Here is a 20,989-nt window from a genome sequence, read left to right as displayed (position 1 = left end):
CATCATGGAATGGCTGACTAACCCGGAAATCTGGGTTGCTTTCCTCACCCTGACTGCCCTGGAGATCGTCCTCGGCATCGACAACATCATCTTCATCTCGATCCTGGTCAGCCGCCTGCCCAAGGAGCAGCAGCCCAAGGCGCGCTTCTTCGGCCTGGCGCTGGCGATGGGCACGCGCATCCTGCTGCTGCTGTCGATCGCCTGGGTGATGCGCCTGACCAGCGATCTGTTCACCGTGCTCGAGCACGGCGTGTCCGGACGCGACCTGATCCTGTTCTTCGGCGGCCTGTTCCTGTTGTTCAAGAGCACCATGGAAATCTGGCACAGCCTCGAGGGCGAGGTGGACGAGGCGCAGCCGGACGGCAAGAAGAAGGCCGGCTTCATCGGCGTGATCCTGCAGATCGCGGTGATCGACATCGTCTTCTCGCTGGACTCGGTGATCACCGCCGTCGGCCTGGTGTCGAACGTGCCGGTGATGGTCGCCGCGATCATCATCGCCGTGCTGGTGATGATGATGGCCGCTGGGACCATCAGCGACTTCATCGAGAAGCACCCGTCGCTGAAGGTTCTGGCGCTGTCGTTCCTCATCGTGGTCGGCACCCTGCTGGTGGCCGAGGCGTTCGGCGTGCACGTGCCCAAGGGCTACGTCTACTTCGCCATGGCCTTCTCGCTGGCGGTCGAGGCACTCAACATCCGCATGCGTACCGCGCTCAAGCGCAAGCTCAACGAGCCGGTCAAGCTGCACAAGGACCTGCCGGACTGAGTCGTGCCGGGGTGGGCTGCGGCCCACCCGTATGCCATGCTGTACCCGCGCCGGCCCGTCATGGGCCGGCGTCGTTTCCGCCTTTTGCTGCCGGAGAGTCGTCCCATGGCCCTGCAAACCTGGCTTGCCTACTTCGCCGCCTGCTGGGTGATCAGCCTGTCGCCCGGGGCCGGCGCCATCGCCTCGATGTCCAGCGGTCTCAACTACGGCTTTCGCCGCGGCTACTGGAATGCCGTCGGCCTGCAGCTGGCGTTGGCCCTGCAGATCGCCATCGTCGCTGCCGGGGTCGGCGCGATCCTCGCCACCTCGGAACTGGCCTTCGCCGTGATCAAGTGGTTCGGCGTCGCCTACCTGGCGTACCTGGGCTGGAAGCAGTGGCGCGCGCCGGTCGGCGAGCTGGCCGACGCCGGCGCGGTGCGCCCGCTGGGGCGGCCGCTGACCCTGGTGCTGCGCGGCTTCGTGGTCAACGCCAGCAACCCCAAGGCGATCGTGTTCATCCTCGCCGTGCTGCCGCAGTTCCTCGACCCGGCGCGGCCGCTGCTGGCGCAGTACCTGCTGATGGCGGCGACCATGATCGGCGTCGACCTGGTGGTGATGGCCGGCTATACCGGCCTGGCCGCGCGGGTCCTGCGTCTGCTGCGCACGCCGCGGCAGCAGCGCCTGCTCAACCGCACCTTCGCCAGCCTGTTCGTTGCCGCCGCCGGGCTGCTGGCGCTGATCCGTCGCGCGCCGGCTTGAGCGGGCGTGGCGGCAAGGCGTTGCAGACATTCGTCAGCGTGCTGCTTGAGTGATTTCCCGGGGAGGTGCACCATAAGTGCCATTCATTCTCATTTGGGATCTACTCATGCTTGTCCCCAAACGATTTCTGCGCTGGCTGCTGCTGCCCATGCTGGTGCTGTGCAGCCTGATCGCCCAGGCCGAGCCCGAGGGTGCGGCGCAGGCCCTGCACCTGCTGGGCTATCTCGGTGCCGACTATCCGGCCACGGTGGCCGGTGGCCAGGTCGTCGACAGCGGTGAGTATCAGGAGCAGCTGGAGTTCCACGGCGTCCTGGTCGGGCTGATCGCCGCGCTGCCGGCCAACCCCGGCAAGGCCGCGCTGGAGCAGGGCGTGGCCGGTCTCGGCGAGCATATCGCCCAGCGTCGCGATGGCGAGGAGGTGGCCCGCCAGGCGCGCCAACTGGCCGCCGATCTGGTGGCGATGTACCAGATCAGCCTGACGCCGCGGATCACCCCGGACCCGGCGCGCGGGGCGGCGCTGTTCGCCCAGCATTGCAGCGTCTGTCACGGCGAGCAGGGGATCGGCGACGGCCCGGCGGGCATCGGGCTCGAGCCGCCGCCGGCCAACATGCAGGACGCAGGGCGCATGGCGCGGCTGAGTCTGTACGACCTCTACAACAGCATCGGTCTGGGCGTCGAGGGTACCGACATGCCGGCTTTCGCCGCGCAGCTGGACGAGCGCGAGCGCTGGGATCTGGCCAGTCATGTCGCCGGCTTCAGCGCTGCGCCGGGCGCGGCGCGAGGTGCCCGCTTCAGCCTGCAGCAACTGGCCGGGCAGACCCCGCAGCAGGTGGCGGTCGAGCAGGGCGCCGAGGCGGCCGCCGCCTTCCGCGCCCAGCGCGCCCGCCCGCCGCAGCCGCAGCGCGATGCGCAGCAGCTGATCGCCTTCTCCCGCGACACCCTGGACAGCAGCCTGGCGGCCTACCGCGATGGGCGCCGCGACGAGGCCTACGACCTGTCGGTGGCGGCCTACCTGGAAGGCTTCGAGCTGGTGGAGAGCGCGCTGAACAACGTCGCCCCCGAGCAGCGCAAGGCCACCGAGCGGGTGCTGATGGCCTACCGCCAGGGTCTGCAGGACGGCCTGCCGCTGGCCCAGGCCGCACAGCGCCTGGAGGCGGCCAAGGCCGAGCTGGCGCGCTGTGCCGGGCTGCTCGGCGGCGATGGCCTGTCCGCCTCGCTGAGCTTCTTCTCCAGCCTGCTGATCCTGCTGCGCGAGGGCGTGGAGGCGATCCTGGTGCTGGCGGCGATCCTCGCTTACCTGCGCAACACCGGCCAGCAGCGGGCCATGCGCAGCGTGCATGCCGGCTGGGGCCTGGCGCTGCTCGCCGGAGCGGCGACCTGGGCGCTGGCCGCCTATGTGATCGACGTCAGCGGCGCCCAGCGCGAGCTGCTGGAAGGCTCCACGGCGCTGTTCGCCAGCGTCATGGTGCTCTGGCTGGGCGTGTGGATGCACGACCGCCGGCATGCGGCGGCCTGGCAGGGCCACATCAAGAGCAGTCTGGTCGGCGGCGGTGGCCGTTTCGGCTTCGCCATGCTCGCCTTCGTCTCGATCTATCGCGAGCTGTTCGAGGTCATCCTGTTCTACGAGACCCTCTGGCTGCAGGCCGGACCCGCCGGCCACGGCATGGTGCTGGCCGGCGCCGGTGCCGCGCTGGTGCTGCTGCTGGGCCTGGCCTGGGTGATCCTGCGCGGTTCGCGCAAGCTGCCGCTGGCCACCTTCTTCGGGGTCAACGCGGTGCTGCTGTGCGCGTTGTCGGTGGTGTTCGCCGGGCATGGCGTCGCCGCGCTGCAGGAGGCCGGGGTGCTCGGCCTGCATCCGGTGGCATTCTTCGAGTTCGACTGGCTGGGCATCCATGCCGACGCGCTCAGCCTCGGCGCGCAGGCGCTGGCGCTGGGTGCCATCGCAGTGTTCTATGGGCGCAACTGGCTGGCGGCCCGGCGCGGGCCGGCGGCCTCGGCGTAGTCGCGGGGCGTGGCGAAACCCGGCATATGCCCTACCATGCCGGGTTTGCCCAAACTGTGGAGAGAGACCGTCGATGCGCGTATGGATCGATGCCGACGCCTGCCCGCGGGCGGCGCGGGATCTGGTGGTGAAATTCGCTCTCAAACGCAAGTTCGAGGTGGTGCTGGTGGCCGGGCAGAGCCAGGTCAAGCCGGCCTTCGCCTGCGTGCGGCTGATCGTGGTGCCGAGCGGGCCGGATGCCGCCGACGACTATCTGGTCGAGCACGCGGTGCCCGGCGAGCTGGTGATCTGCAGCGACGTGCCGCTGGCCGACCGCCTGGTGAAGCGGGGCGTGGCCGCACTGGATCCGCGCGGCCGCGAGTTCGACGAGCGCAACATGGGCGAGCGCCTGGCGGTGCGCAATCTGTTCACCGACCTGCGCGAGCAGGGCCAGGTCGGCGGTGGCCAGGCGGCCTATGCGGAGAAGGACCGCCAGGCCTTTGCCAACGCCCTGGACCGTCTGCTCGGCGCTCTGGCGCGACTTTAGGGGCGAATGAATTCGCCCCTGCCGGTGATCAGGCCAGCTCGAGCACCCGGTCCACCAGCTTGTTGATGCCGCTGGCCGCTTCGGCCAGCGTCTTGGCCAGCATGTAGGCCGGGGTGGTGACCAGCTTGCGCTGCGCATCCACGACGATGTCATCCACCGCGCAGTCGATGTGCTCGGCGCCCATGTCGACCAGCTTGGCCGCGGTCTCCGGATCGTGGCCGATAGTGCACTGCACGCCGGCGCCGTAGATGCGCGCGGCCAGCGCCGGGGCGATGCAGATCAGGCCGATCGGCTTGTGCGCGGCGGCAAAGCCGCGTGCGGCGACCAGCACGTCCGGCTGCACCGCGCAGCTGGCGCCGCGGAAGGCGAAGTCGGACAGGTTTTTCGCCGCGCCGAAGCCGCCGGGCACGATCAGCGCGTCGAAGTCGGCGGCGTGCAGTTCGCGCGCGTCGCGGACCTGGCCGCGGGCGATGCGCGCCGACTCCACCAGCACGTTGCGGCTCTCGGCGCTTTCCGCGCCGGTCAGGTGGTTGATCACGTGGTGCTGCGCGATGTCCGGGGCGAAGCACTGCACCTGCGCGCCGCGCTGGCTCAGGCGCAGCAGGGCGAGCACGCTTTCGTGGATCTCGGCGCCATCGTAGACGCCGCAGCCGGACAGGATCACGGCAACCTTCTTGTTCATTTCGGGCACTCCTCGGACAGGTGGGCCTGCGCGGGCGGTCCGGCGCAGGCGCAAGCGGTTAGTCACCATCCTAGCTGCAAGCGGGCCACTGCGGCCATGCGTCGGTGGCCGATCAGGGCGTCGACGGGCTATGGTAGCGGCCAGGAAGGGCGAACCTCCGGACTGTGTGCCCGGAGGTTGTCGCATTTCCGTCATAATTGCTTCATAGACTGTCAAGCTGCGCCCGTCGCCCGGGCTCTGGAGTGCGCCGTGAGCTTTACCCCCGCCAACCGCTTGTTCCCCGCCACCCGCCTGCGCCGTAACCGCCGCGACGACTTCTCCCGCCGCCTGGTGCGCGAGAACGTGCTGACCACCGACGACCTGATCCTGCCGGTGTTCGTGCTGGAGGGTGAGAACCGTCGCGAGGCGGTGCCGTCGATGCCGGGAGTGGAGCGCCTGTCCATCGACCTGCTGCTCGAGGAGGCCGCGGAGCTGGTGGCGCTGGGCATTCCGGCACTGGCGCTGTTCCCGGTGACGCCGTTGGAGAAGAAGTCGCTGCTCGCCGAAGAGGCGTGGAACCCGGACGGCCTGGCGCAGCGCGCCACCCGCGCCCTGCGCGCACGCTTTCCGGAGCTGGGGGTCATCACCGACGTGGCTCTCGACCCGTTCACCACCCACGGCCAGGACGGCATCCTCGATGCCGACGGCTACGTGCAGAACGACGTCACCGTCGATGCGCTGGTCAAGCAGGCGCTGTCGCATGCGGCCGCCGGTGCTCAGGTGGTGGCCCCGTCGGACATGATGGACGGCCGCATCCAGGCGATCCGCGAGGCGCTGGAACTGGCCGACCACCCGAACGTGCGCATCATGGCCTACTCGGCCAAGTACGCCAGCGCCTACTACGGCCCGTTCCGCGATGCGGTAGGCTCGGCCGGCAACCTCGGCAAGGGCAGCAAGAACACCTACCAGATGGATCCGGCCAACGGCGACGAGGCCCTGCACGAGGTGGCCGCCGACCTGGCCGAGGGCGCCGACATGGTGATGGTCAAGCCGGGCATGCCCTACCTCGACGTGCTGCGCCGGGTGAAGGATGAATTCCGCGCGCCGACCTTTGTCTATCAGGTCAGCGGCGAGTACGCCATGCACATGGCGGCGATCCAGAACGGCTGGCTGTCCGAGGCGGTGATCCTCGAGTCTTTGGTCGCGTTCAAGCGCGCCGGGGCCGATGGCATTCTCACCTACTTCGCCAAGCGTGCCGCGCAACTGTTGAAACAACAGGGCTGAGGCCCTGCAGGAACCAGCAATGAACAATTCAGGACACATCGATAACGAACTGCCGGGGCTGCCGGCTGCTCCCAGCCCGCTCCCCGAACCCGAGGAGGCCGCGCTGCCGGCCGTGGATATCGATCCGCTGCAGGCGGCGGAGGCGGCCGGCGAGACGCTGCCCCCCGCGCCGGGGCTGGATGACAGCAGCCTGTACATCCACCGCGAGCTGTCGCAGCTGAAGTTCAATATCCGCGTCTTGGAGCAGGCGCTCGACGAGGCCACGCCGCTGCTCGAGCGCCTGAAGTTCCTGCTGATCTTCTCCAGCAACCTCGACGAGTTCTTCGAGATCCGCGTCGCCGGGCTGAAGAAGCAGGTCGCCTTCGCCCGCGAACTGGCCGGCGCCGACGGCCTGCAGCCGCAGCAGGTGCTGGCGCGGATCAGCGAGCTGGTCCACGAGCAGGTCGAGCGCCAGTACGCGATCCTCAACGACGTGCTGCTGCCCGAGCTGGAGCAGCACCAGATCCGCTTCATCCGCCGCCGCCACTGGACGGCGAAGATCAAGACCTGGGTGCGTCGCTATTTCCGCGAGGAGATCGCGCCGATCATGACGCCGATCGGCCTCGACCCGACCCACCCGTTCCCGCTGCTGGTCAACAAGAGCCTGAACTTCATCGTCGAGCTGGAAGGCATCGACGCCTTCGGCCGCGACTCCGGTCTGGCCATCCTGCCGGCGCCGCGTCTGCTGCCGCGGGTGATCCGCGTGCCGGAAGAGGTCGGCGGCCCCGGCGACAACTTCGTGTTCCTCTCCTCGATGATCCATGCCCACGCCGACGAGCTGTTCCACGGCATGAGCGTCAAGGGCTGCTACCAGTTCCGCCTGACCCGCAACGCCGACCTGTCGGTGGATGCCGAGGACGTCGAGGACCTGGCCCGCGCCCTGCGCGGCGAGCTGTTCTCGCGGCGCTTCGGCGATGCGGTGCGCCTGGAGGTGGCGGATACCTGCCCACAGCACCTCTCCGACTACCTGCTCAAGCAGTTCGGCCTGGCCGAATCGGAAATGTACCGGGTCAACGGTCCGGTCAACCTGACCCGGCTGTTCTCCATCACCGGCCTGGACAGTCACCGCGAGCTGCAGTACGCGCCGCTGACCCCGGTGATTCCCAAGCTGCTGCAGAGCAGCGACAAGCTGTTCAACGTGGTCGGCAAGCAGGACGTGCTGCTCTACCACCCGTTCGAGTCGTTCACCCCGGTGGTCGACATGCTGCGCCAGGCGGCCAAGGACCCCCACGTGCTGGCGATCAAGCAGACCCTGTACCGCACCGGGGCCAACTCGGAAATCGTCGACGCGCTGGTGGATGCCGCGCGCAGCGGCAAGGAAGTCACCGCGGTGATCGAAATCCGCGCGCGCTTCGACGAGGAGTCCAACCTGGCCCTGGCCAGCCGCCTGCAGCAGGCCGGCGCGGTGGTGATCTACGGCGTGGTCGGCTTCAAGACCCACGCCAAGATGATGCTGATCCTGCGCCGCGAGAACGGCGAACTGGTGCGCTACGCCCACCTCGGTACCGGCAACTACCACGCCGGCAACGCCCGCCTGTACACCGACTACAGCCTGCTGACCTCCGACGACGCGCTGTGCGAGGACGTCTCCAAGCTGTTCAACCAGCTGATCGGCATGGGCAAGAGCCTGCGCATGAAGAAGCTGCTGCACGCGCCCTTCACCCTGAAGAAGACCCTGCTCGACATGATCGCCCGCGAAGGGCAGCACGCCAGCGAGGGCAAGCCGGCGCACATCATCGCCAAGATGAACTCGCTGACCGATCCCAAGGTGATCAAGGCGCTGTACAAGGCCAGCCAGTGCGGGGTGCGCATCGACCTGATCGTGCGCGGCATGTGCTGCCTGCGTCCGGGCATTCCCGGTGTGTCGCACAACATCTACGTGCGCTCGATCATCGGCCGCTTCCTCGAGCACAGCCGCGCCTACTACTTCCTCAATGGCGGCGACGAGCAGCTGTACCTGTCCAGCGCCGACTGGATGGAGCGCAACCTCGACAAGCGGGTGGAGACCTGCTTCCCGCTGGAAGGCAAGAAGCTGATCACCCGGGTCAAGAAGGAGCTGGAGGCCTACTTGGCCGACAATACCCAGGCCTGGGCCCTGCAGAGCGACGGTCGCTACCAGCGCCTGCAGCCGACCGGCAACCAGAACGCGCGCAACGCCCAGGCGCTGATGGTCGAGAAGCTCAGCAGCCCGGTGCTGTCGGCACGCTGAGCCGCAGCCAAACGAAAAAGGGCAGCCCCGCGCGGAGCTGCCCTTTTTTTGTTGCCGCGCCGCTGGCTCAGCGCCCTCCGAGCTTGTAGCCCACCCGTGCCAGCCACTGCGCCTCGGCCTCGATATCGGCCTGCGTCAGCGGGTTGGCCTGCAGCCAGCCGGCGGGAAACACCGCTTCCAGGCTGCGCGGGCCGGCGTGGAAGGTCACCTCGGGCATTTCCTGGGTGCCGCGGATGTGGTGGAACAGGATGGCGAAGCGCAGCACGATGCACAGGCGCACCAGGCGCTCGCCTTCCTCGCCGAACTCGGCGAAGCGGTCCACCGGAATGTTGCGACGGTGGCCGCGCACCAGCAGCGCCAGCATCTGCTGGTCGATGCGGGCGAAGCCGGCCAGGTCGGCATGCTCGAGGATGTAGGAGCCGTGCTTGTGGTAGTGGTAGTGGGCGATGTCCATGCCGATCTCGTGCACCCTGGCACCCCACGACAGCAGCTCGCGGTGCCATTCGTCGTTGAGCCCCCAAGGCTCGGCGACCTGGGCGAGGATCGACAGCGCCTTGGCTTCCACCCGCGCGGCCTGCTCCAGGTCGACGTGGTAGCGCTCCATCAGTGCCGACAGGGTGCGCTCGCGCACGTCCTCGTGACTCTGCCGGCCGATCATGTCGTACAGCACGCCTTCGCGCAGAGCGCCCTCGGTATGGCTCATCGACTCGATGCCGAGGGCGTCGAAGGTCGCCTCGAGGATCGCCAGGCCCGCCGGCAGGATCGATTGGCGATCCGGCTTGACCCCGTCGATGGCCAGTTCGGCCAGACTGTCGCACTTGAGCAGCTTGCGCTTGAGCCAGGCCAGCCCCGCCGGGGTGATCTCGCCGTTGCCCTGGCCGCCGGCCGCCAGCGCCTGGCTGATGGCGCGAATGCTGCCGGAGGAGCCGACCGCCTCGCTCCAGCCCAGCTTGCGTACCGCCTGCTCGAAGCTCATCAGCTCCAGGCGCGCGGCGGTGTAGGCCTGGGCATAGCGCGCCAGGCTCAGCTTGCCGTCGCCGAAGTAGCGCTTGCTGTAGCTGACGCAGCCCATCTGCTGGCTCTCGCGCAGCAGCGAGTCGAAGCGCTCGCCGATGATGAACTCGGTGCTGCCGCCGCCGATGTCGATCACCAGGCGCTTGCCCTCGGCATCCGGCAGGCTGTGCGAAACGCCGAGGTAGATCAGGCGGGCCTCCTCGCGGCCGGAGACCAGCTCCACCTGATGACCGAGCAGCTCCTCGGCGCGGCGGATGAACACCGCCCGGTTGCGTGCCTCGCGCAGGGCGTTGGTGGCGACGATGCGCACCGCGCCCTGCGGCAGGCCATGGATCAGCTGGGCGTAGCGGCGCAGGCAGTCGAGGCCACGGGTCATCGCCGCCTCGTCGAGGTTGCGCTGCTCGTCGAGGCCGGCGGCCAGCTGGACCTTCTCGCCGAGGCGGTCGAGCAGGCGGATCTCGCCCTGGTCGACGCGAGCCAGGACCATGTGGATGCTGTTGGAGCCGATGTCGATGGCGGCGATCAGGGGAAAGGCTTCGGCGGGGGTGTACGGCATGGTCGATGCTTCTCGCGGCAAAACGGCGTAAGGCTGCCATGATAGAGCAATAGCGTGTGACGCAGTTGACGGTTGTCAGGGGCGCGCACCGCCACCGGTCATAGACGGCGCCGCTGCCCACCATAGCGATTGCCAATCGCCCGCCGCCTTCCGGTGGCCGGCGACTGGGGCTATGATGACGCAACTTTTTGTCGCATCCGAATTACGGAGATTCCCCATGAGCGAATTCATCACCAACGTGACCGACGCCAGCTTCGAGCAGGACGTGCTCAAGGCCGACAGCCCCGTGCTGGTCGACTACTGGGCCGAGTGGTGTGGTCCGTGCAAGATGATTGCCCCGGTGCTGGACGAGATCGCCAAGGACTATCAAGGCAAGCTCAAGGTGTGCAAGCTGAACATCGACGAGAACCAGGACACTCCGGCTAAGTTCGGCGTGCGCGGCATCCCGACCCTGATGCTGTTCAAGAATGGCAACGTCGAAGCGACCAAGGTCGGCGCCCTGTCCAAGTCGCAGCTGGCCGCCTTCCTCGACAGCAACATCTGAACCTGATGTGCGACAAACCCCGCCTGGTGCGGGGTTTTTTCTGTTTGCCGTCTAGACTGTGCCACGAATGCAGTGATAAATTCGGGCAGCAGTCCTATCTACTGCTTCCTGCATGCCGTCGCCGCCACCCTCTCGCCCCGGATTCTCGCAGTGAACCTGCCGTCTCCCTGCGGCGCGGCCTCCCGAGCTCAATGCTTTCCTTCTCTCCCCGATGCACCTCATCCTATGAACCTGACCGAACTCAAGCAAAAGCCGATTCCCGAACTGCTGGAAATGGCCGACCAGATGGGCCTGGAAAACATGGCCCGGTCGCGCAAGCAGGACATCATCTTCGCCCTGCTGAAAAAGCACGCGAAAAGCGGTGAGGAGATCTCCGGGGATGGCGTGCTGGAGATCCTGCAGGACGGCTTCGGATTCCTGCGCTCCGCGGATTCCTCCTACCTGGCCGGCCCGGACGACATCTACGTCTCGCCCAGCCAGATCCGCCGCTTCAACCTGCGCACCGGCGACACCATCATCGGCAAGATCCGTCCGCCCAAGGAAGGCGAGCGCTACTTCGCGCTGCTCAAGGTCGACACCATCAACTTCGACCGCCCGGAGAACGCCAAGAACAAGATCCTGTTCGAGAACCTCACCCCGCTGTTCGCCAACAAGCGGTTGAAGATGGAAGCCGGCAACGGTTCCAAAGAGGATCTGACCGCCCGCGTGATCGACCTGTGCGCGCCGATCGGCAAGGGCCAGCGCGGCCTGATCGTCGCTCCGCCGAAGGCGGGCAAGACCATCATGCTGCAGAACATCGCCGCCAACATCACCCGCAACAACCCCGAGTGCCACCTGATCGTCCTGCTGATCGACGAGCGCCCGGAGGAAGTGACCGAGATGCAGCGCACCGTGCGCGGCGAAGTGGTCGCCTCGACCTTCGACGAACCGCCGACCCGCCACGTGCAGGTCGCCGAGATGGTGATCGAGAAGGCCAAGCGCCTGGTCGAGCACAAGAAGGACGTGGTCATCCTGCTCGACTCCATCACCCGTCTGGCCCGCGCCTACAACACCGTGATCCCCAGCTCCGGCAAGGTGCTCACCGGCGGTGTCGACGCCCACGCCCTGGAGAAGCCCAAGCGCTTCTTCGGTGCCGCGCGCAACATCGAGGAGGGCGGCAGCCTGACCATCCTCGCCACCGCGCTGGTGGAAACCGGCTCGAAGATGGACGAGGTGATCTACGAGGAATTCAAGGGCACCGGCAACATGGAGCTGCAGCTGGACCGCAAGATCTCCGAGAAGCGCGTGTTCCCGGCGATCAACATCAACCGTTCCGGTACCCGTCGCGAAGAGCTGCTGACCGGCGATGAGGAGCTGCAGCGCATCTGGATCCTGCGCAAGATCCTCCATCCGATGGACGAGATCGCCGCCATCGAGTTCCTCCTCGACCGTCTCAAGGATTCCAAGACCAACGAGGAATTCTTCCAGTCGATGAAGCGCAAGTAAGGCTTCTCCCTGGAACTGCAGACAACGGCCGGCCATCCCGGCCGTTGTCGTTTCTGCGCGGTTGGTACGGCCGCAGGGGCGAACTCATTCGCCGGCAGGACTCGCCAAGGCGAATGAATTCGCCTCCACATACAGCCTCTCGCGGTTTCTGCCCGGTGCCGTTCGGCGCTAGACTCTGCGCCTTCGATTCTTCCCGAGGCTCAAGCATGCAGTATCGTGACCTGCGCGAATTCATTCGCGGCCTGGAGACGCGCGGCGAACTCAAGCGCATCCAGACGCCGGTCTCGCCCGTGCTGGAAATGACCGAAATCTGCGACCGGACCCTGCGCAAGCAGGGTCCGGCATTGCTGTTCGAGAATCCGACCGGCTTTTCCACGCCGGTGCTCGGCAACCTGTTCGGCACGCCCAAGCGCGTGGCGCTGGGCATGGGGGCCGAGGAGGTCGCCGAGCTGCGCGAGATCGGCAAGTTGCTGGCTTTCCTCAAGGAGCCGGAGCCGCCCAAGGGGCTGAAGGACGCCTGGAGCAAGCTGCCGATCTTCAAGAAGGTCATCAGCATGGCGCCGAAGGTGCTCAAGGATGCGCCCTGCCAGGAAGAGATCATCGCCGGCGACGACGTCGACCTCGGCCAGCTGCCGATCCAGCACTGCTGGCCCGGCGACGTCGGGCCGCTGATCACCTGGGGGCTGACCATCACCAAGGGCCCGAACAAGGAGCGGCAGAACCTCGGCATCTACCGCCAGCAGGTGATTGGCCGCAACAAGCTGATCATGCGCTGGCTCAGCCACCGCGGCGGCGCGCTGGACTATCGCGAGTGGTGCCAGAAGTACCCGGAACGCCCCTATCCGGTGGCCGTGGCGCTCGGTGCCGACCCGGCGACCATCCTCGGCGCGGTCACCCCGGTGCCGGACACGCTGTCCGAATACGCCTTCGCCGGCCTGCTGCGCGGGCAGCGCACCGAGCTGGTCAAGGCGGTCGGCTCGGATCTGCAGGTGCCGGCGTTTGCCGAGATGGTGCTGGAAGGGCACATCTATCCCGGCGAGATGGCCGACGAGGGTCCCTACGGCGACCACACCGGCTACTACAACGAGGTCGACCGTTTCCCGGTGTTCACCGTCGAGCGCATCACCCGGCGCCGCGACGCCATCTACCACAGCACCTACACCGGCCGGCCGCCGGACGAGCCGGCGATCCTCGGCGTGGCGCTCAACGAAGTGTTCGTGCCGATCCTGCAGAAGCAGTTCCCCGAGATCGTCGACTTCTACCTGCCGCCGGAAGGCTGCTCTTACCGTATGGCGGTGGTGACCATCAAGAAGCAGTACCCGGGCCACGCCAAGCGGGTGATGCTCGGCGTGTGGAGCTTCCTGCGCCAGTTCATGTACACCAAGTTCGTCATCGTCACCGACGACGACATCAACGCCCGCGACTGGAACGACGTGATCTGGGCGATCACCACGCGCATGGATCCCAAGCGCGACACGGTGCTGATCGACAACACGCCGATCGACTACCTCGACTTTGCCTCGCCGATCTCCGGCCTGGGCAGCAAGATGGGCCTCGACGCCACCCACAAGTGGCCGGGCGAGACCCCGCGCGAGTGGGGACGGGCCATCGTCCAGGACGAGGCGGTGAAGCGGCGGGTCGACGAACTGTGGTCAAGCCTGGGGATCGACTGATGCGTATTACCCTGCAACCCTCCGGTCTCAGCCTGGAACTGCTGCCCGGCGAGCGCATCCTCGACGGTGCGCGCCGCCTGGGTTTCGACTGCCCGCAGAGCTGCCGCAACGGCAACTGCCACGTCTGCGCCGCGCTGTTGGTGGAGGGCAAGGTGCGCCAGCAGGGCGCCGAGCTGGACCATGGCGAACTGTTCACCTGCCTCGCCGAGCCGCTGGAGGACTGCGTGCTGCACTGGGACGGCGTGCTGGCACCCGGCGAGCTGCCGGTGCGCCAGTTGGCCTGCCAGCTGGTCGAGTGCCAGGCGCTGGGCGGCGACGTGTTCCGTCTGCGCCTGCGCGCGCCGGCCGGCAAGCCGCCGCGCTACCACGCCGGGCAGTATCTGCTGCTGGAGCGCGAGAACGGCAGCCAGGCGGCCTTCTCCATCGCCTCGGCGCCGCACGCCGGGCGCGAGCTGGAGCTGCACATCTTCGCCCGCGACGAGGGCACGCGCAGCCTGCTCGACTTCATTCGGCGCCAGGGGCTGGCCCGGGTGCAGCTGCCGTTCGGCGACTGCCATCTGGCTGAGCTGCCCGACGGTCCGCTGCTGCTGCTCGCCGCCGGTACCGGACTGGCGCAGATGCACAGCCTGATCGAACACTGCCGCACCCTCGGCTTCGCCCAGCCGGTGCATCTGTACTGGGGTGTACGCCGGCCGCAGGAGTTCTACCGTCTGCCGGTATGGGAAGAGTGGCGGCAGCTGCCCAACCTGTTCCTGCACCAAGTGGTCAGCGATCCACAGCCGGACGACGGCTGGAGCGGGCGCTGCGGCCTGCTGCACCAGGCGGTGTGCGCCGACTTCGCCGACCTCAAGCCCCTGCACGTCTATGCCAGCGGCTCGCCGGCGATGGTCTACGGCACGCTGGATGCGCTGGTGGCGGCCGGCATGGATGCCCACCAGATGCGCGCCGACGTGTTCGCCTACGCCCCGCGGCCGGCCTGAGTTGCGGCCGGCGCGCGGCGCCGGTCGCCCGCCGGCTGTGCTGTCGGTCGCAGCCGGCGCACTTGCCGACCACTGGTTGCATGGACAAATTGCATGCCTTGCCGCGTTGCCGGAGAATGCGCCCGCTCGAATCCAAACTACTCGCCAGGTGGTCAGAGAAGCACCGGCGATTCGCACTTCAAGCTTGCCTGCAAGGGAGTGGCAGTCGATGCAACGCAAGAAACCCGACATGTTGTGGGTTCTGGTTTTCCTGTTCGGTCTGGGGGTGGTCACCACCAGCTATGCGCAGAGCCTGTGGCCCAAGCCGGGCGATGTGCCTGCCGTGTACGAGCGTCAGCCCTGATCCTCCGCTGACTCGACGCCCGGCCGCCTCTGCGGCGGCCGGCAACGCTGGCGCCCTGCCGGCGGATTATCAGCCGCGGCGCAGGCCCTGCGCGCTGCGCGCTTCCTCCAGCTCCTCGCGCCGGCAGCCGGCATGCCAGCCGCGATCGGTCACTGTCGCGTGCAGCGGCACATCCCAGCTCTCCAGCGGCAGGCGATCGACCTGCTGGCAGGCGTGCGCCAGTCCCAGCAGTACCGGCTTCTGCCAGTTCTTGTGCCGCAGGCGGTAGGCCAGGGCGCGGTCGTAGAAGCCGCCGCCCATGCCCAGCCGGCCGCCGCCGTCATCGAAACCCACCAGTGGCAGCAGCAGCAGGTCGAGCGCCCAGGGCCGGCGCTGGCGCGCCGGGCACGGTTGCGGCTCGGGAATGCGGAAGCGGTTGCGGCGCAGCGTTTCGCCGCTCGCCAGGCGCTGGAACACCATGTGCGTGCGCGGCCAATGCGCCAGCAGCGGCAGGTAGACGTGCTTGCCGCGGCGCCAGGCTTCGCGGCGCAGCAGCAGCGGATCGATCTCGCCGTCGTTGGGCAGGTACAGGGCGATGTGGCGGGCGCGGCGGAACAGCGGATGCTGGGCGAGCTGGCGATACAGGTCGCGGGAGGCCTGGCGCTGCTGGGCCGGCGTGAGGGCGCGGCGACAGTCGCGCAGCTGGCGGCGCAGGGCGGGGCGGGACAGGTTGTCGGCGTGGATCATGGCGAGATGCGACGCTCCGGTCTGGGTCGCCGGCCCACGTGGCCGCTGGCGGCGACAGTGGCGGGGCAGGGCAGCCGTGGCTGCCGCGGGCACGGCGCATGGCCAAGCCCGGAAGATAAGAATGACTCCCCGAAGTGTCGCTGCCGGTGTGGCCCTTGAACCCGAAAGTTCAAGGTGGAGGCTGCAAGAAGCGTTAAGGCTTTCCGTCGAGCGGACATGCGCACCGGCTCCAGAATGCAGCCCCCAGGTTATGCGAATCGGCTCAGGGACGTAACCAGCTGGCAAACACCCCAGGGAGTTGGGCTGAGTTTACCGCAAACGCCGGGCTTGTCATCCCTGTTGTGACTCAGTCGGACTTTCCAGCAGGGCGCTATCGATCTTTGCCAGCAGCTCGCGGACCTGCTCGCCCGCCGGTTCGGCGCTGGCCGGGCGCTGCAACAGGTCGTGGCTGATGTTCAGCGCGGCGAGTACCGCGATGCGTTCGGCGCCGATCACCTTGCCGCTGAGGCGGATCTCGCGCATCTTGCCGTCTAGGTAGCGCGCGGCCTGCTCCAGGTTGGCGCGCTGCGCTGGCGGGCAGCTGATGTGGTAGTCCTTGTCGAGAATCTGCACGGTGACGGTGAAAGGCTGGGTCATGAGTCCTGCTCCAAGGCTTTGAGACGCGAAATCATCGATTCGACCGTGTGCCGGGCCAGTTCGTTCTGTTCGAGCAGACGGACGCGCTCCTCGCGCCACTGTCGTTCGCTGCTGCGCAGTTGCAGGTTGTCCGCACGCAGCTGCGCAACCAGACGAATCAGCTGGTCGATCTTCGCCGTGAGGGCGTTGAGGTCGGCGTCTTCCATGGGCTCTCGTTACAGGCGCTGGATGGAAATTCAACTATAGCAGGGTCGCCGATGGCCGGGATCGCCGCTGGCGGCGTCGATGGTCTTGGGCGGTCCGCCGGTGCTAGGATGGCCCTCTGATTTCAGCCATCCCGTCCGGTGCCGTCCGCTGCCATGTCTCTTCCCGCCTCCGCCTATTCCGCCTTCGCGGCCCTGCTGAGCAGTGCCGGTCAGTCCATTTCTCCTGCCGAACTGCACGGTCTGCTGCTGGGGCGCACCTGCGCCGGCGCCGGCTTCGATGCCGACCTGTGGCTGGCCGCTGCCGCCGAGCTGCTCGACAGCGCCCCCGAGGAGCGCGTGCGCCAGGCGCTGGTCGGCCTGCAAGCGATGCTCAAGAGCGAGCTGGAGGGCGGCGAACTGTCGCTGGTCCTGCTGCTGCCCGCCGACGAGGCGCCGCTGGCCGAGCGCGCCGCGGCCCTGGGGCAATGGTGCCAGGGCTTCCTCGCCGGCTTCGGCCTGACCGCTCGTGCAGGCCAGCTGTCCGCCGAGGCGAGCGAGGTGCTGCAGGACCTGGCCGCCATCGCCCGCATCGAGGAGTCGCTGGAGGAGTCCGAGGACGCCGAGAACGACTACATGGAAGTCATGGAGTACCTGCGCGTCGCCCCCCTGCTGCTGCTCGCCGAGTGCGGCGGCCTGCCGGTGAAGCCCGCGGCCGACGCCAAGCCTTCCCTGCACTGATCCGACCCGAGAGGCGCGCCCATGACCCGTATTGCCCCGTCCGAGTATGCCCGTCGTCGCCAGGCCCTGATGCAGCAGATGGAGCCGGGCAGCATCGCCCTGCTACCGGCGGCGCCGGTGCAGATCCGCAACCGCGACGTCGAGCAGGCCTATCGCCAGGACAGCGACTTCCAGTACCTGACCGGCTTCCCCGAGCCGGAGGCGGTGCTGGCGCTGATCCCCGGGCGGGCCGAGGGCGAGTACGTGCTGTTCTGCCGCGAGCGCAATCCCGAGCGCGAGCTGTGGGAGGGCTTGCGCGCCGGCCAGGAGGGCGCGCTGCGCAACTACGGCGCCGACCAGGCCTTCGCCATCGGCGCCATCGATGAGGTTCTCCCCGGCCTGATCGCGGGTCTCTCGCGGGTCTACTACGCCATGGGCGTCAGCCCCGAGTTCGACCGCGAGCTGATCGGCTGGATCAACGACGTGCGCAGCAAGGCGCGTCATGGCGCCACGGTGCCCACCGAGTTCGTCGCCCTCGACCACCGCCTGCACGAGATGCGCCTGATCAAGTCGGCCGGCGAGGTCGCGGTGATGCGCGCGGCCGCGGAAATCTCCGCCCGTGCCCATGTGCGGGCCATGCAGGCCAGCCGTGCCGGGCTGTACGAGTACCACCTGGAGGCCGAGCTGGACTACGAGTTCCGCAAGGGCGGCGCCAAGCTGCCGGCCTACGGCTCGATCGTCGCGGCCGGCCGCAATGCCTGCATCCTGCACTACCGCGAGAACGACGACGTGCTCAAGGACGGCGATCTGGTGCTGATCGACGCGGCCTGCGAGATCGACTGCTACGCCAGCGACATCACCCGCACCTTCCCGGTCAGCGGCACCTTCTCCGCCGAGCAGAAGGCCATCTACGAGCTGGTGCTCCGCGCCCAGGAGGCCGCCTTCGACGAGATTGCCCCGGGCAAGCACTGGAACCAGGCCCACGAGGCCACGCTGCGAGTGATCACCGCCGGCCTGGTGGAGCTGGGTCTGCTCGCTGGCGAGGTCGACGAGCTGATCGAGGGCGAGGCCTACAAGCCCTTCTACATGCACCGCGCCGGGCACTGGCTGGGCATGGACGTGCACGACGTCGGCGACTACAAGATCGGCGGCACCTGGCGCGAGCTGGCGCCGGGCATGTGCATGACCGTCGAGCCGGGCATCTACATCGCCCCCGACAATCACGCGGTCGAGGCGCGCTGGCGTGGCATCGGCGTGCGCATCGAGGACGACGTGGTGGTGACCGAGACCGGCTGCGAGATCCTTACCGGCGGCGTGCCGAAGACGGTCGCCGAGATCGAGGCGCTGATGGCTGCCGCGCGCAGCCAGGCGGTCTGAGGCGATGAGCGGCAGCGGACATTTCGGCGGCAAGGGGCGCATCGCCATCGTCGGCGGCGGTCTGGTTGGCGCCAGCCTGGCCCTGGCCCTGCAGCAGGGCGGCGCCCTCGAGCGCGGCTGGCAGATCAGCCTGATCGAGCCGTACGCGCCGGGCGACGGCTTCCAGCCCAGCTACGACGCGCGCTGTTCGGCGCTGGCCTGGGGCACCCGGCTGATCTACGAGCGCCTCGGCCTGTGGCCGGCGATTGCCGAGCGTGCCGAGGCCATCACCGGCATCCACGTCTCCGAGCGCGGCCGTTTCGCCGCCGTGCGGCTGGACGCCACCGAGGAGGGTGTGCCGGCGCTGGGCTACGTGGTGGAGAACGCCTGGCTCGGCCACTGCCTGTGGCAGGCGCTGCACGCCGACGGCCTCGACTGGCGCTGCCCGGCGCGGGTCACCGCGGCGCAGGCCCGCGCCGGCGGCTATCGGCTGACCCTCGACGACGGCAGCCCGCTCGACTGCGAGCTGCTGGTGCTGGCCGACGGCGGGCGTTCCGACCTGCGCCAGCAGCTGGGCATCCATGTGCGCCGCACGCCCTATGAGCAGACCGCGCTGATCGCCAACGTCACCCCGGCCGAGCCGCATGGCGGCGAGGCCTTCGAGCGCTTCACCGCCGACGGGCCGATGGCCCTGCTGCCGCTGCCCGACAACCGCTGCGCACTGGTGTGGACCCGTCCCGATGCCGAGGCCACGCGCCTGCTGGCGCTGGACGAGCGCGCCTTTCTCGCCGAGCTGCAGCAGGCGTTCGGCTACCGTTTGGGCCGCTTCGTCAAGGTCGGCGCGCGGCACAGCTACCCGCTGGCGCTGCTCGAGGCCGAGGAGCAGGTGCGCAGCCACCTGGTGGTGCTCGGCAACGCTGCCCACGGCCTGCACCCGATCGCCGGCCAGGGCTACAACCTTTCCTTGCGCGACGTCATGGCGCTGAGCGAGAGCCTGCTGCAGGATGGCGCCCGGCTCGGCGACCTGGCCCAGCTGCAGGGCTACCTGGCGGGCCAGCGGCTCGATCAGGTGCTGACCGTGGGCTTTTCCGACAAGGTCACCCGGCTGTTCTCCACCGGCCAGCTGCCGCTGGCGCAGGTGCGCAACCTCGGCCTGCTGGCGCTCGAGCTGTGGCCCGCCGGCAAGCGCTGGTTCGCCCGCCAGGCCATGGGCCTCGGCACCCGGCCCTGAGCCGGTTTTCCTTTTCGATTGATCAGCCCTGCGGCAGGGCGCGAGGAGCAGCGAAGATGCAAGCAGACCTGATCATCGTCGGCGCCGGCATGGTCGGCAGCACGCTGGCGCTGGCCCTCAAGGACAGCGGCCTTCGCATCCTGCTGCTGGACGGCGGGCCGCTGGCGGTGACGCCGTTCGACCCGGCGGCGCCGTTCGAGCCGCGGGTCAGCGCGCTGTCCGAGGCCAGCCGGCGCATCCTCCAGCGCCTCGGCGCCTGGGACGGCATCGTCGCCCGCCGCGCCGCGCCCTACCGGGCGATGCAGGTGTGGGACGGCTCCGGCACCGGGCAGATCCACTTCTCCGCCGCCAGCGTGCACGCCGAGGTGCTCGGCCACATCGTCGAGAACCGCGTGGTGCAGGACGCCCTGCTCGACCGCCTGCAGGACAGCGGCATCGAGCTGCTGGCAGGCGCGCGCCTAGAACAACTGCGCCGCTCTGGCGCCGGCTGGCTGCTGCAGCTGGCCGACGGCCGCGAGCTGCGCGCGCCGCTAGTGGTCGCCGCCGACGGCGCCAACTCGGCGGTGCGCCGCCTGGCGGGCTGCGCCACCCGCGAGTGGGACTACCTGCACCACGCCATCGTCACCAGCGTGCGATGCGCGCAGGAGCACCAGGCCACCGCCTGGCAGCGCTTCACCGACGACGGCCCGCTGGCCTTCCTGCCGCTCGAGCGCGCGGGCGACCGCCACTGGTGCTCGATCGTCTGGTCGTGCACGCCGCGCGAGGCCGAACGGCTGATGGCGCTGGACGCTGCCGCCTTCGCCGCCGAGCTGGGCCGCGCCTTCGAGCAGCGCCTCGGGACGGTGCTGGAGGTCGATCCGCGCCTGTGCATCCCGCTGCGCCAGCGCCACGCCAAACGCTACGTCGAGGCGGGGCTGGCACTGATTGGCGATGCCGCCCACGTGATCCATCCGCTGGCCGGGCAGGGGGTCAACCTCGGTTTCCTCGATGCCGCCACCCTGGCCGAGGTGCTGCTGCACGCCCGCGCGCGCGGCGAGAATCCGGCCGACCTGCGCGTGCTGGGCCGCTTCGAGCGCCGGCGCATGCCGCCCAACCTGGCGATGATGGCGGCGATGGAAAGCTTCGAGCGGCTGTTCCAGGCCGACCCGCTGCCCCTGCGCTGGCTGCGCAACGCCGGCCTGCGCCTGATGGACGGCCATCACGAGGCCAAGGGCCTGTTCGTGCGCCAGGCGCTGGGGCTGTCCGGCGATCTGCCGGAGCTGGCCCGGGCGTGCGTCACTGATGTGGATCAAAAAAGACGCGCCTGAGCCTTGTTGGTGGT

Annotated in this window: 20 protein-coding genes and 1 other RNA gene; 15 read left to right on the top strand and 6 right to left on the bottom strand. The window is 68.5% G+C overall.

The window, feature by feature from the left end; genetic code table 11:
- Positions 1-4 precede the first annotated feature (4 nt).
- The 4 genes from KRX52_RS03295 to KRX52_RS03280 all read left to right on the top strand — a co-directional run bounded on the left by KRX52_RS03295 (position 5) and on the right by KRX52_RS03280 (position 4,029).
- Positions 5-763 (top strand): TerC family protein, encoded by a 759-nt coding sequence (locus KRX52_RS03295; protein ID WP_217679734.1) that lies wholly within the window; start codon positions 5-7, stop codon positions 761-763.
- 105 nt (positions 764-868) lie between these two features.
- A complete protein-coding gene (locus KRX52_RS03290; RefSeq protein WP_217679733.1) occupies positions 869-1,501 on the top strand; it encodes a LysE family transporter in 633 nt (210 codons plus the stop codon).
- 106 nt (positions 1,502-1,607) lie between these two features.
- Positions 1,608-3,503 (top strand): cytochrome c/FTR1 family iron permease, encoded by a 1,896-nt coding sequence (locus KRX52_RS03285; RefSeq protein ID WP_217679732.1) that lies wholly within the window; start codon positions 1,608-1,610, stop codon positions 3,501-3,503.
- A 73-nt stretch (positions 3,504-3,576) separates the two neighbouring features.
- Positions 3,577-4,029 carry a YaiI/YqxD family protein gene (locus KRX52_RS03280; protein WP_217679731.1) on the top strand — a complete coding sequence of 151 codons (453 nt, stop codon included), beginning with the start codon at positions 3,577-3,579 and terminating at the stop codon, positions 4,027-4,029.
- 28 nt (positions 4,030-4,057) lie between these two features.
- Here the strand turns inward: KRX52_RS03280 and elbB are convergent, their stop codons facing one another.
- The gene (gene elbB / locus KRX52_RS03275; RefSeq protein WP_217679730.1) at positions 4,058-4,711 is read right to left on the bottom strand and encodes an isoprenoid biosynthesis glyoxalase ElbB; all 654 of its coding nucleotides are present in this window, start codon (positions 4,709-4,711) and stop codon (positions 4,058-4,060) included.
- Between the two features lie 249 nt (positions 4,712-4,960).
- Here elbB and hemB point away from each other — a divergent pair, with 249 nt between their 5' ends.
- On the top strand, positions 4,961-5,974 hold the full coding sequence (gene hemB / locus KRX52_RS03270) for a porphobilinogen synthase (protein WP_217679729.1): 1,014 nt from the start codon (positions 4,961-4,963) through the stop codon (positions 5,972-5,974).
- Between the two features lie 19 nt (positions 5,975-5,993).
- A complete protein-coding gene (gene ppk1 / locus KRX52_RS03265; protein WP_217679728.1) occupies positions 5,994-8,222 on the top strand; it encodes a polyphosphate kinase 1 in 2,229 nt (742 codons plus the stop codon).
- 67 nt (positions 8,223-8,289) lie between these two features.
- Here ppk1 and ppx read toward each other — a convergent pair whose 3' ends face one another.
- On the bottom strand, positions 8,290-9,792 hold the full coding sequence (gene ppx, locus KRX52_RS03260; RefSeq protein ID WP_217679727.1) for an exopolyphosphatase: 1,503 nt from the start codon (positions 9,790-9,792) through the stop codon (positions 8,290-8,292).
- 217 nt (positions 9,793-10,009) lie between these two features.
- On the opposite strand from ppx, the gene trxA reads away from it, so the two are divergent.
- From trxA to KRX52_RS20905, 5 genes are all read left to right on the top strand, one after another.
- The gene (trxA, locus tag KRX52_RS03255; protein WP_217679726.1) at positions 10,010-10,336 is read left to right on the top strand and encodes a thioredoxin TrxA; all 327 of its coding nucleotides are present in this window, start codon (positions 10,010-10,012) and stop codon (positions 10,334-10,336) included.
- 225 nt (positions 10,337-10,561) lie between these two features.
- On the top strand, positions 10,562-11,821 hold the full coding sequence (gene rho, locus KRX52_RS03250; protein WP_217679725.1) for a transcription termination factor Rho: 1,260 nt from the start codon (positions 10,562-10,564) through the stop codon (positions 11,819-11,821).
- A gap of 206 nt (positions 11,822-12,027) precedes the next feature.
- Positions 12,028-13,494 (top strand): 4-hydroxy-3-polyprenylbenzoate decarboxylase, encoded by a 1,467-nt coding sequence (gene ubiD, locus KRX52_RS03245; RefSeq protein ID WP_217679724.1) that lies wholly within the window; start codon positions 12,028-12,030, stop codon positions 13,492-13,494.
- Entirely contained in the window at positions 13,494-14,474 is a 981-nt protein-coding gene (locus KRX52_RS03240) for a CDP-6-deoxy-delta-3,4-glucoseen reductase (RefSeq protein WP_217679723.1), read from the top strand. Before ubiD ends, KRX52_RS03240 begins: the two co-directional genes overlap by 1 nt.
- A 208-nt stretch (positions 14,475-14,682) precedes the next feature.
- A complete protein-coding gene (locus KRX52_RS20905) occupies positions 14,683-14,817 on the top strand; it encodes a hypothetical protein (RefSeq protein WP_302850324.1) in 135 nt (44 codons plus the stop codon).
- A gap of 69 nt (positions 14,818-14,886) precedes the next feature.
- Here KRX52_RS20905 and KRX52_RS03235 read toward each other — a convergent pair whose 3' ends face one another.
- The 4 genes from KRX52_RS03235 to KRX52_RS03220 form a co-directional block, all read right to left on the bottom strand.
- Complete coding sequence (locus KRX52_RS03235; protein WP_217679722.1) at positions 14,887-15,543, bottom strand: 5-formyltetrahydrofolate cyclo-ligase; 657 nt, start codon at positions 15,541-15,543, stop codon at positions 14,887-14,889.
- Positions 15,544-15,665: 122 nt separating this feature from the next.
- A non-coding RNA gene (gene ssrS / locus KRX52_RS03230) (6S RNA) lies at positions 15,666-15,843 on the bottom strand.
- Positions 15,844-15,873: 30 nt separating this feature from the next.
- Positions 15,874-16,179 carry a cell division protein ZapA gene (locus KRX52_RS03225; RefSeq protein WP_217679721.1) on the bottom strand — a complete coding sequence of 102 codons (306 nt, stop codon included), beginning with the start codon at positions 16,177-16,179 and terminating at the stop codon, positions 15,874-15,876.
- A complete protein-coding gene (locus KRX52_RS03220) occupies positions 16,176-16,385 on the bottom strand; it encodes a TIGR02449 family protein (protein WP_217679720.1) in 210 nt (69 codons plus the stop codon). The genes KRX52_RS03225 and KRX52_RS03220 overlap by 4 nt, the downstream gene beginning before the upstream one ends.
- A gap of 153 nt (positions 16,386-16,538) precedes the next feature.
- Between KRX52_RS03220 and KRX52_RS03215 the strand changes: the two genes are divergently transcribed.
- From KRX52_RS03215 to KRX52_RS03200, 4 genes are read left to right on the top strand one after another with little or no spacing between them, the layout of a single operon-like run.
- A complete protein-coding gene (locus KRX52_RS03215) occupies positions 16,539-17,102 on the top strand; it encodes a UPF0149 family protein (protein ID WP_217679719.1) in 564 nt (187 codons plus the stop codon).
- A gap of 21 nt (positions 17,103-17,123) precedes the next feature.
- A complete protein-coding gene (pepP, locus tag KRX52_RS03210) occupies positions 17,124-18,458 on the top strand; it encodes a Xaa-Pro aminopeptidase (protein WP_217679718.1) in 1,335 nt (444 codons plus the stop codon).
- 4 nt (positions 18,459-18,462) lie between these two features.
- Positions 18,463-19,668, top strand: a complete 1,206-nt coding sequence (gene ubiH / locus KRX52_RS03205) for a 2-octaprenyl-6-methoxyphenyl hydroxylase (protein WP_217679717.1) — start codon at positions 18,463-18,465, stop codon at positions 19,666-19,668.
- Positions 19,669-19,724: 56 nt separating this feature from the next.
- Positions 19,725-20,975 (top strand): 2-octaprenyl-3-methyl-6-methoxy-1,4-benzoquinol hydroxylase, encoded by a 1,251-nt coding sequence (locus tag KRX52_RS03200; protein ID WP_217679716.1) that lies wholly within the window; start codon positions 19,725-19,727, stop codon positions 20,973-20,975.
- Positions 20,976-20,989 lie beyond the last annotated feature (14 nt).

Origin of the sequence: Geopseudomonas aromaticivorans (assembly GCF_019097855.1) — a bacterium.
GTDB classification, from domain to species: domain Bacteria; phylum Pseudomonadota; class Gammaproteobacteria; order Pseudomonadales; family Pseudomonadaceae; genus Geopseudomonas; species Geopseudomonas aromaticivorans.
The sequence above is the reverse complement of the archived record's forward strand: the minus strand, read 5'-3'. Positions and strand labels throughout refer to the sequence as shown.

What these genes read in the sequence shown, in the direction of transcription:
- KRX52_RS03215 (WP_217679719.1), top strand. Translation starts at nt 16,539, where the DNA reads ATGTCTCTTCCCGCCTCCGCCTATTCCGCCTTCGCGGCCCTGCTGAGC.
- KRX52_RS03225 (WP_217679721.1), bottom strand. Translation starts at nt 16,179, where the DNA reads ATGACCCAGCCTTTCACCGTCACCGTGCAGATTCTCGACAAGGACTAC.
- ppk1 (WP_217679728.1), top strand. Translation starts at nt 5,994, where the DNA reads ATGAACAATTCAGGACACATCGATAACGAACTGCCGGGGCTGCCGGCT.
- KRX52_RS03285 (WP_217679732.1), top strand. Translation starts at nt 1,608, where the DNA reads ATGCTTGTCCCCAAACGATTTCTGCGCTGGCTGCTGCTGCCCATGCTG.
- KRX52_RS03295 (WP_217679734.1), top strand. Translation starts at nt 5, where the DNA reads ATGGAATGGCTGACTAACCCGGAAATCTGGGTTGCTTTCCTCACCCTG.
- pepP (WP_217679718.1), top strand. Translation starts at nt 17,124, where the DNA reads ATGACCCGTATTGCCCCGTCCGAGTATGCCCGTCGTCGCCAGGCCCTG.
- rho (WP_217679725.1), top strand. Translation starts at nt 10,562, where the DNA reads ATGAACCTGACCGAACTCAAGCAAAAGCCGATTCCCGAACTGCTGGAA.
- ubiD (WP_217679724.1), top strand. Translation starts at nt 12,028, where the DNA reads ATGCAGTATCGTGACCTGCGCGAATTCATTCGCGGCCTGGAGACGCGC.
- ubiH (WP_217679717.1), top strand. Translation starts at nt 18,463, where the DNA reads ATGAGCGGCAGCGGACATTTCGGCGGCAAGGGGCGCATCGCCATCGTC.
- KRX52_RS03220 (WP_217679720.1), bottom strand. Translation starts at nt 16,385, where the DNA reads ATGGAAGACGCCGACCTCAACGCCCTCACGGCGAAGATCGACCAGCTG.
- KRX52_RS03235 (WP_217679722.1), bottom strand. Translation starts at nt 15,543, where the DNA reads ATGATCCACGCCGACAACCTGTCCCGCCCCGCCCTGCGCCGCCAGCTG.
- KRX52_RS03200 (WP_217679716.1), top strand. Translation starts at nt 19,725, where the DNA reads ATGCAAGCAGACCTGATCATCGTCGGCGCCGGCATGGTCGGCAGCACG.
- KRX52_RS03290 (WP_217679733.1), top strand. Translation starts at nt 869, where the DNA reads ATGGCCCTGCAAACCTGGCTTGCCTACTTCGCCGCCTGCTGGGTGATC.
- KRX52_RS03280 (WP_217679731.1), top strand. Translation starts at nt 3,577, where the DNA reads ATGCGCGTATGGATCGATGCCGACGCCTGCCCGCGGGCGGCGCGGGAT.
- KRX52_RS20905 (WP_302850324.1), top strand. Translation starts at nt 14,683, where the DNA reads ATGCAACGCAAGAAACCCGACATGTTGTGGGTTCTGGTTTTCCTGTTC.
- KRX52_RS03240 (WP_217679723.1), top strand. Translation starts at nt 13,494, where the DNA reads ATGCGTATTACCCTGCAACCCTCCGGTCTCAGCCTGGAACTGCTGCCC.
- elbB (WP_217679730.1), bottom strand. Translation starts at nt 4,711, where the DNA reads ATGAACAAGAAGGTTGCCGTGATCCTGTCCGGCTGCGGCGTCTACGAT.
- trxA (WP_217679726.1), top strand. Translation starts at nt 10,010, where the DNA reads ATGAGCGAATTCATCACCAACGTGACCGACGCCAGCTTCGAGCAGGAC.
- ppx (WP_217679727.1), bottom strand. Translation starts at nt 9,792, where the DNA reads ATGCCGTACACCCCCGCCGAAGCCTTTCCCCTGATCGCCGCCATCGAC.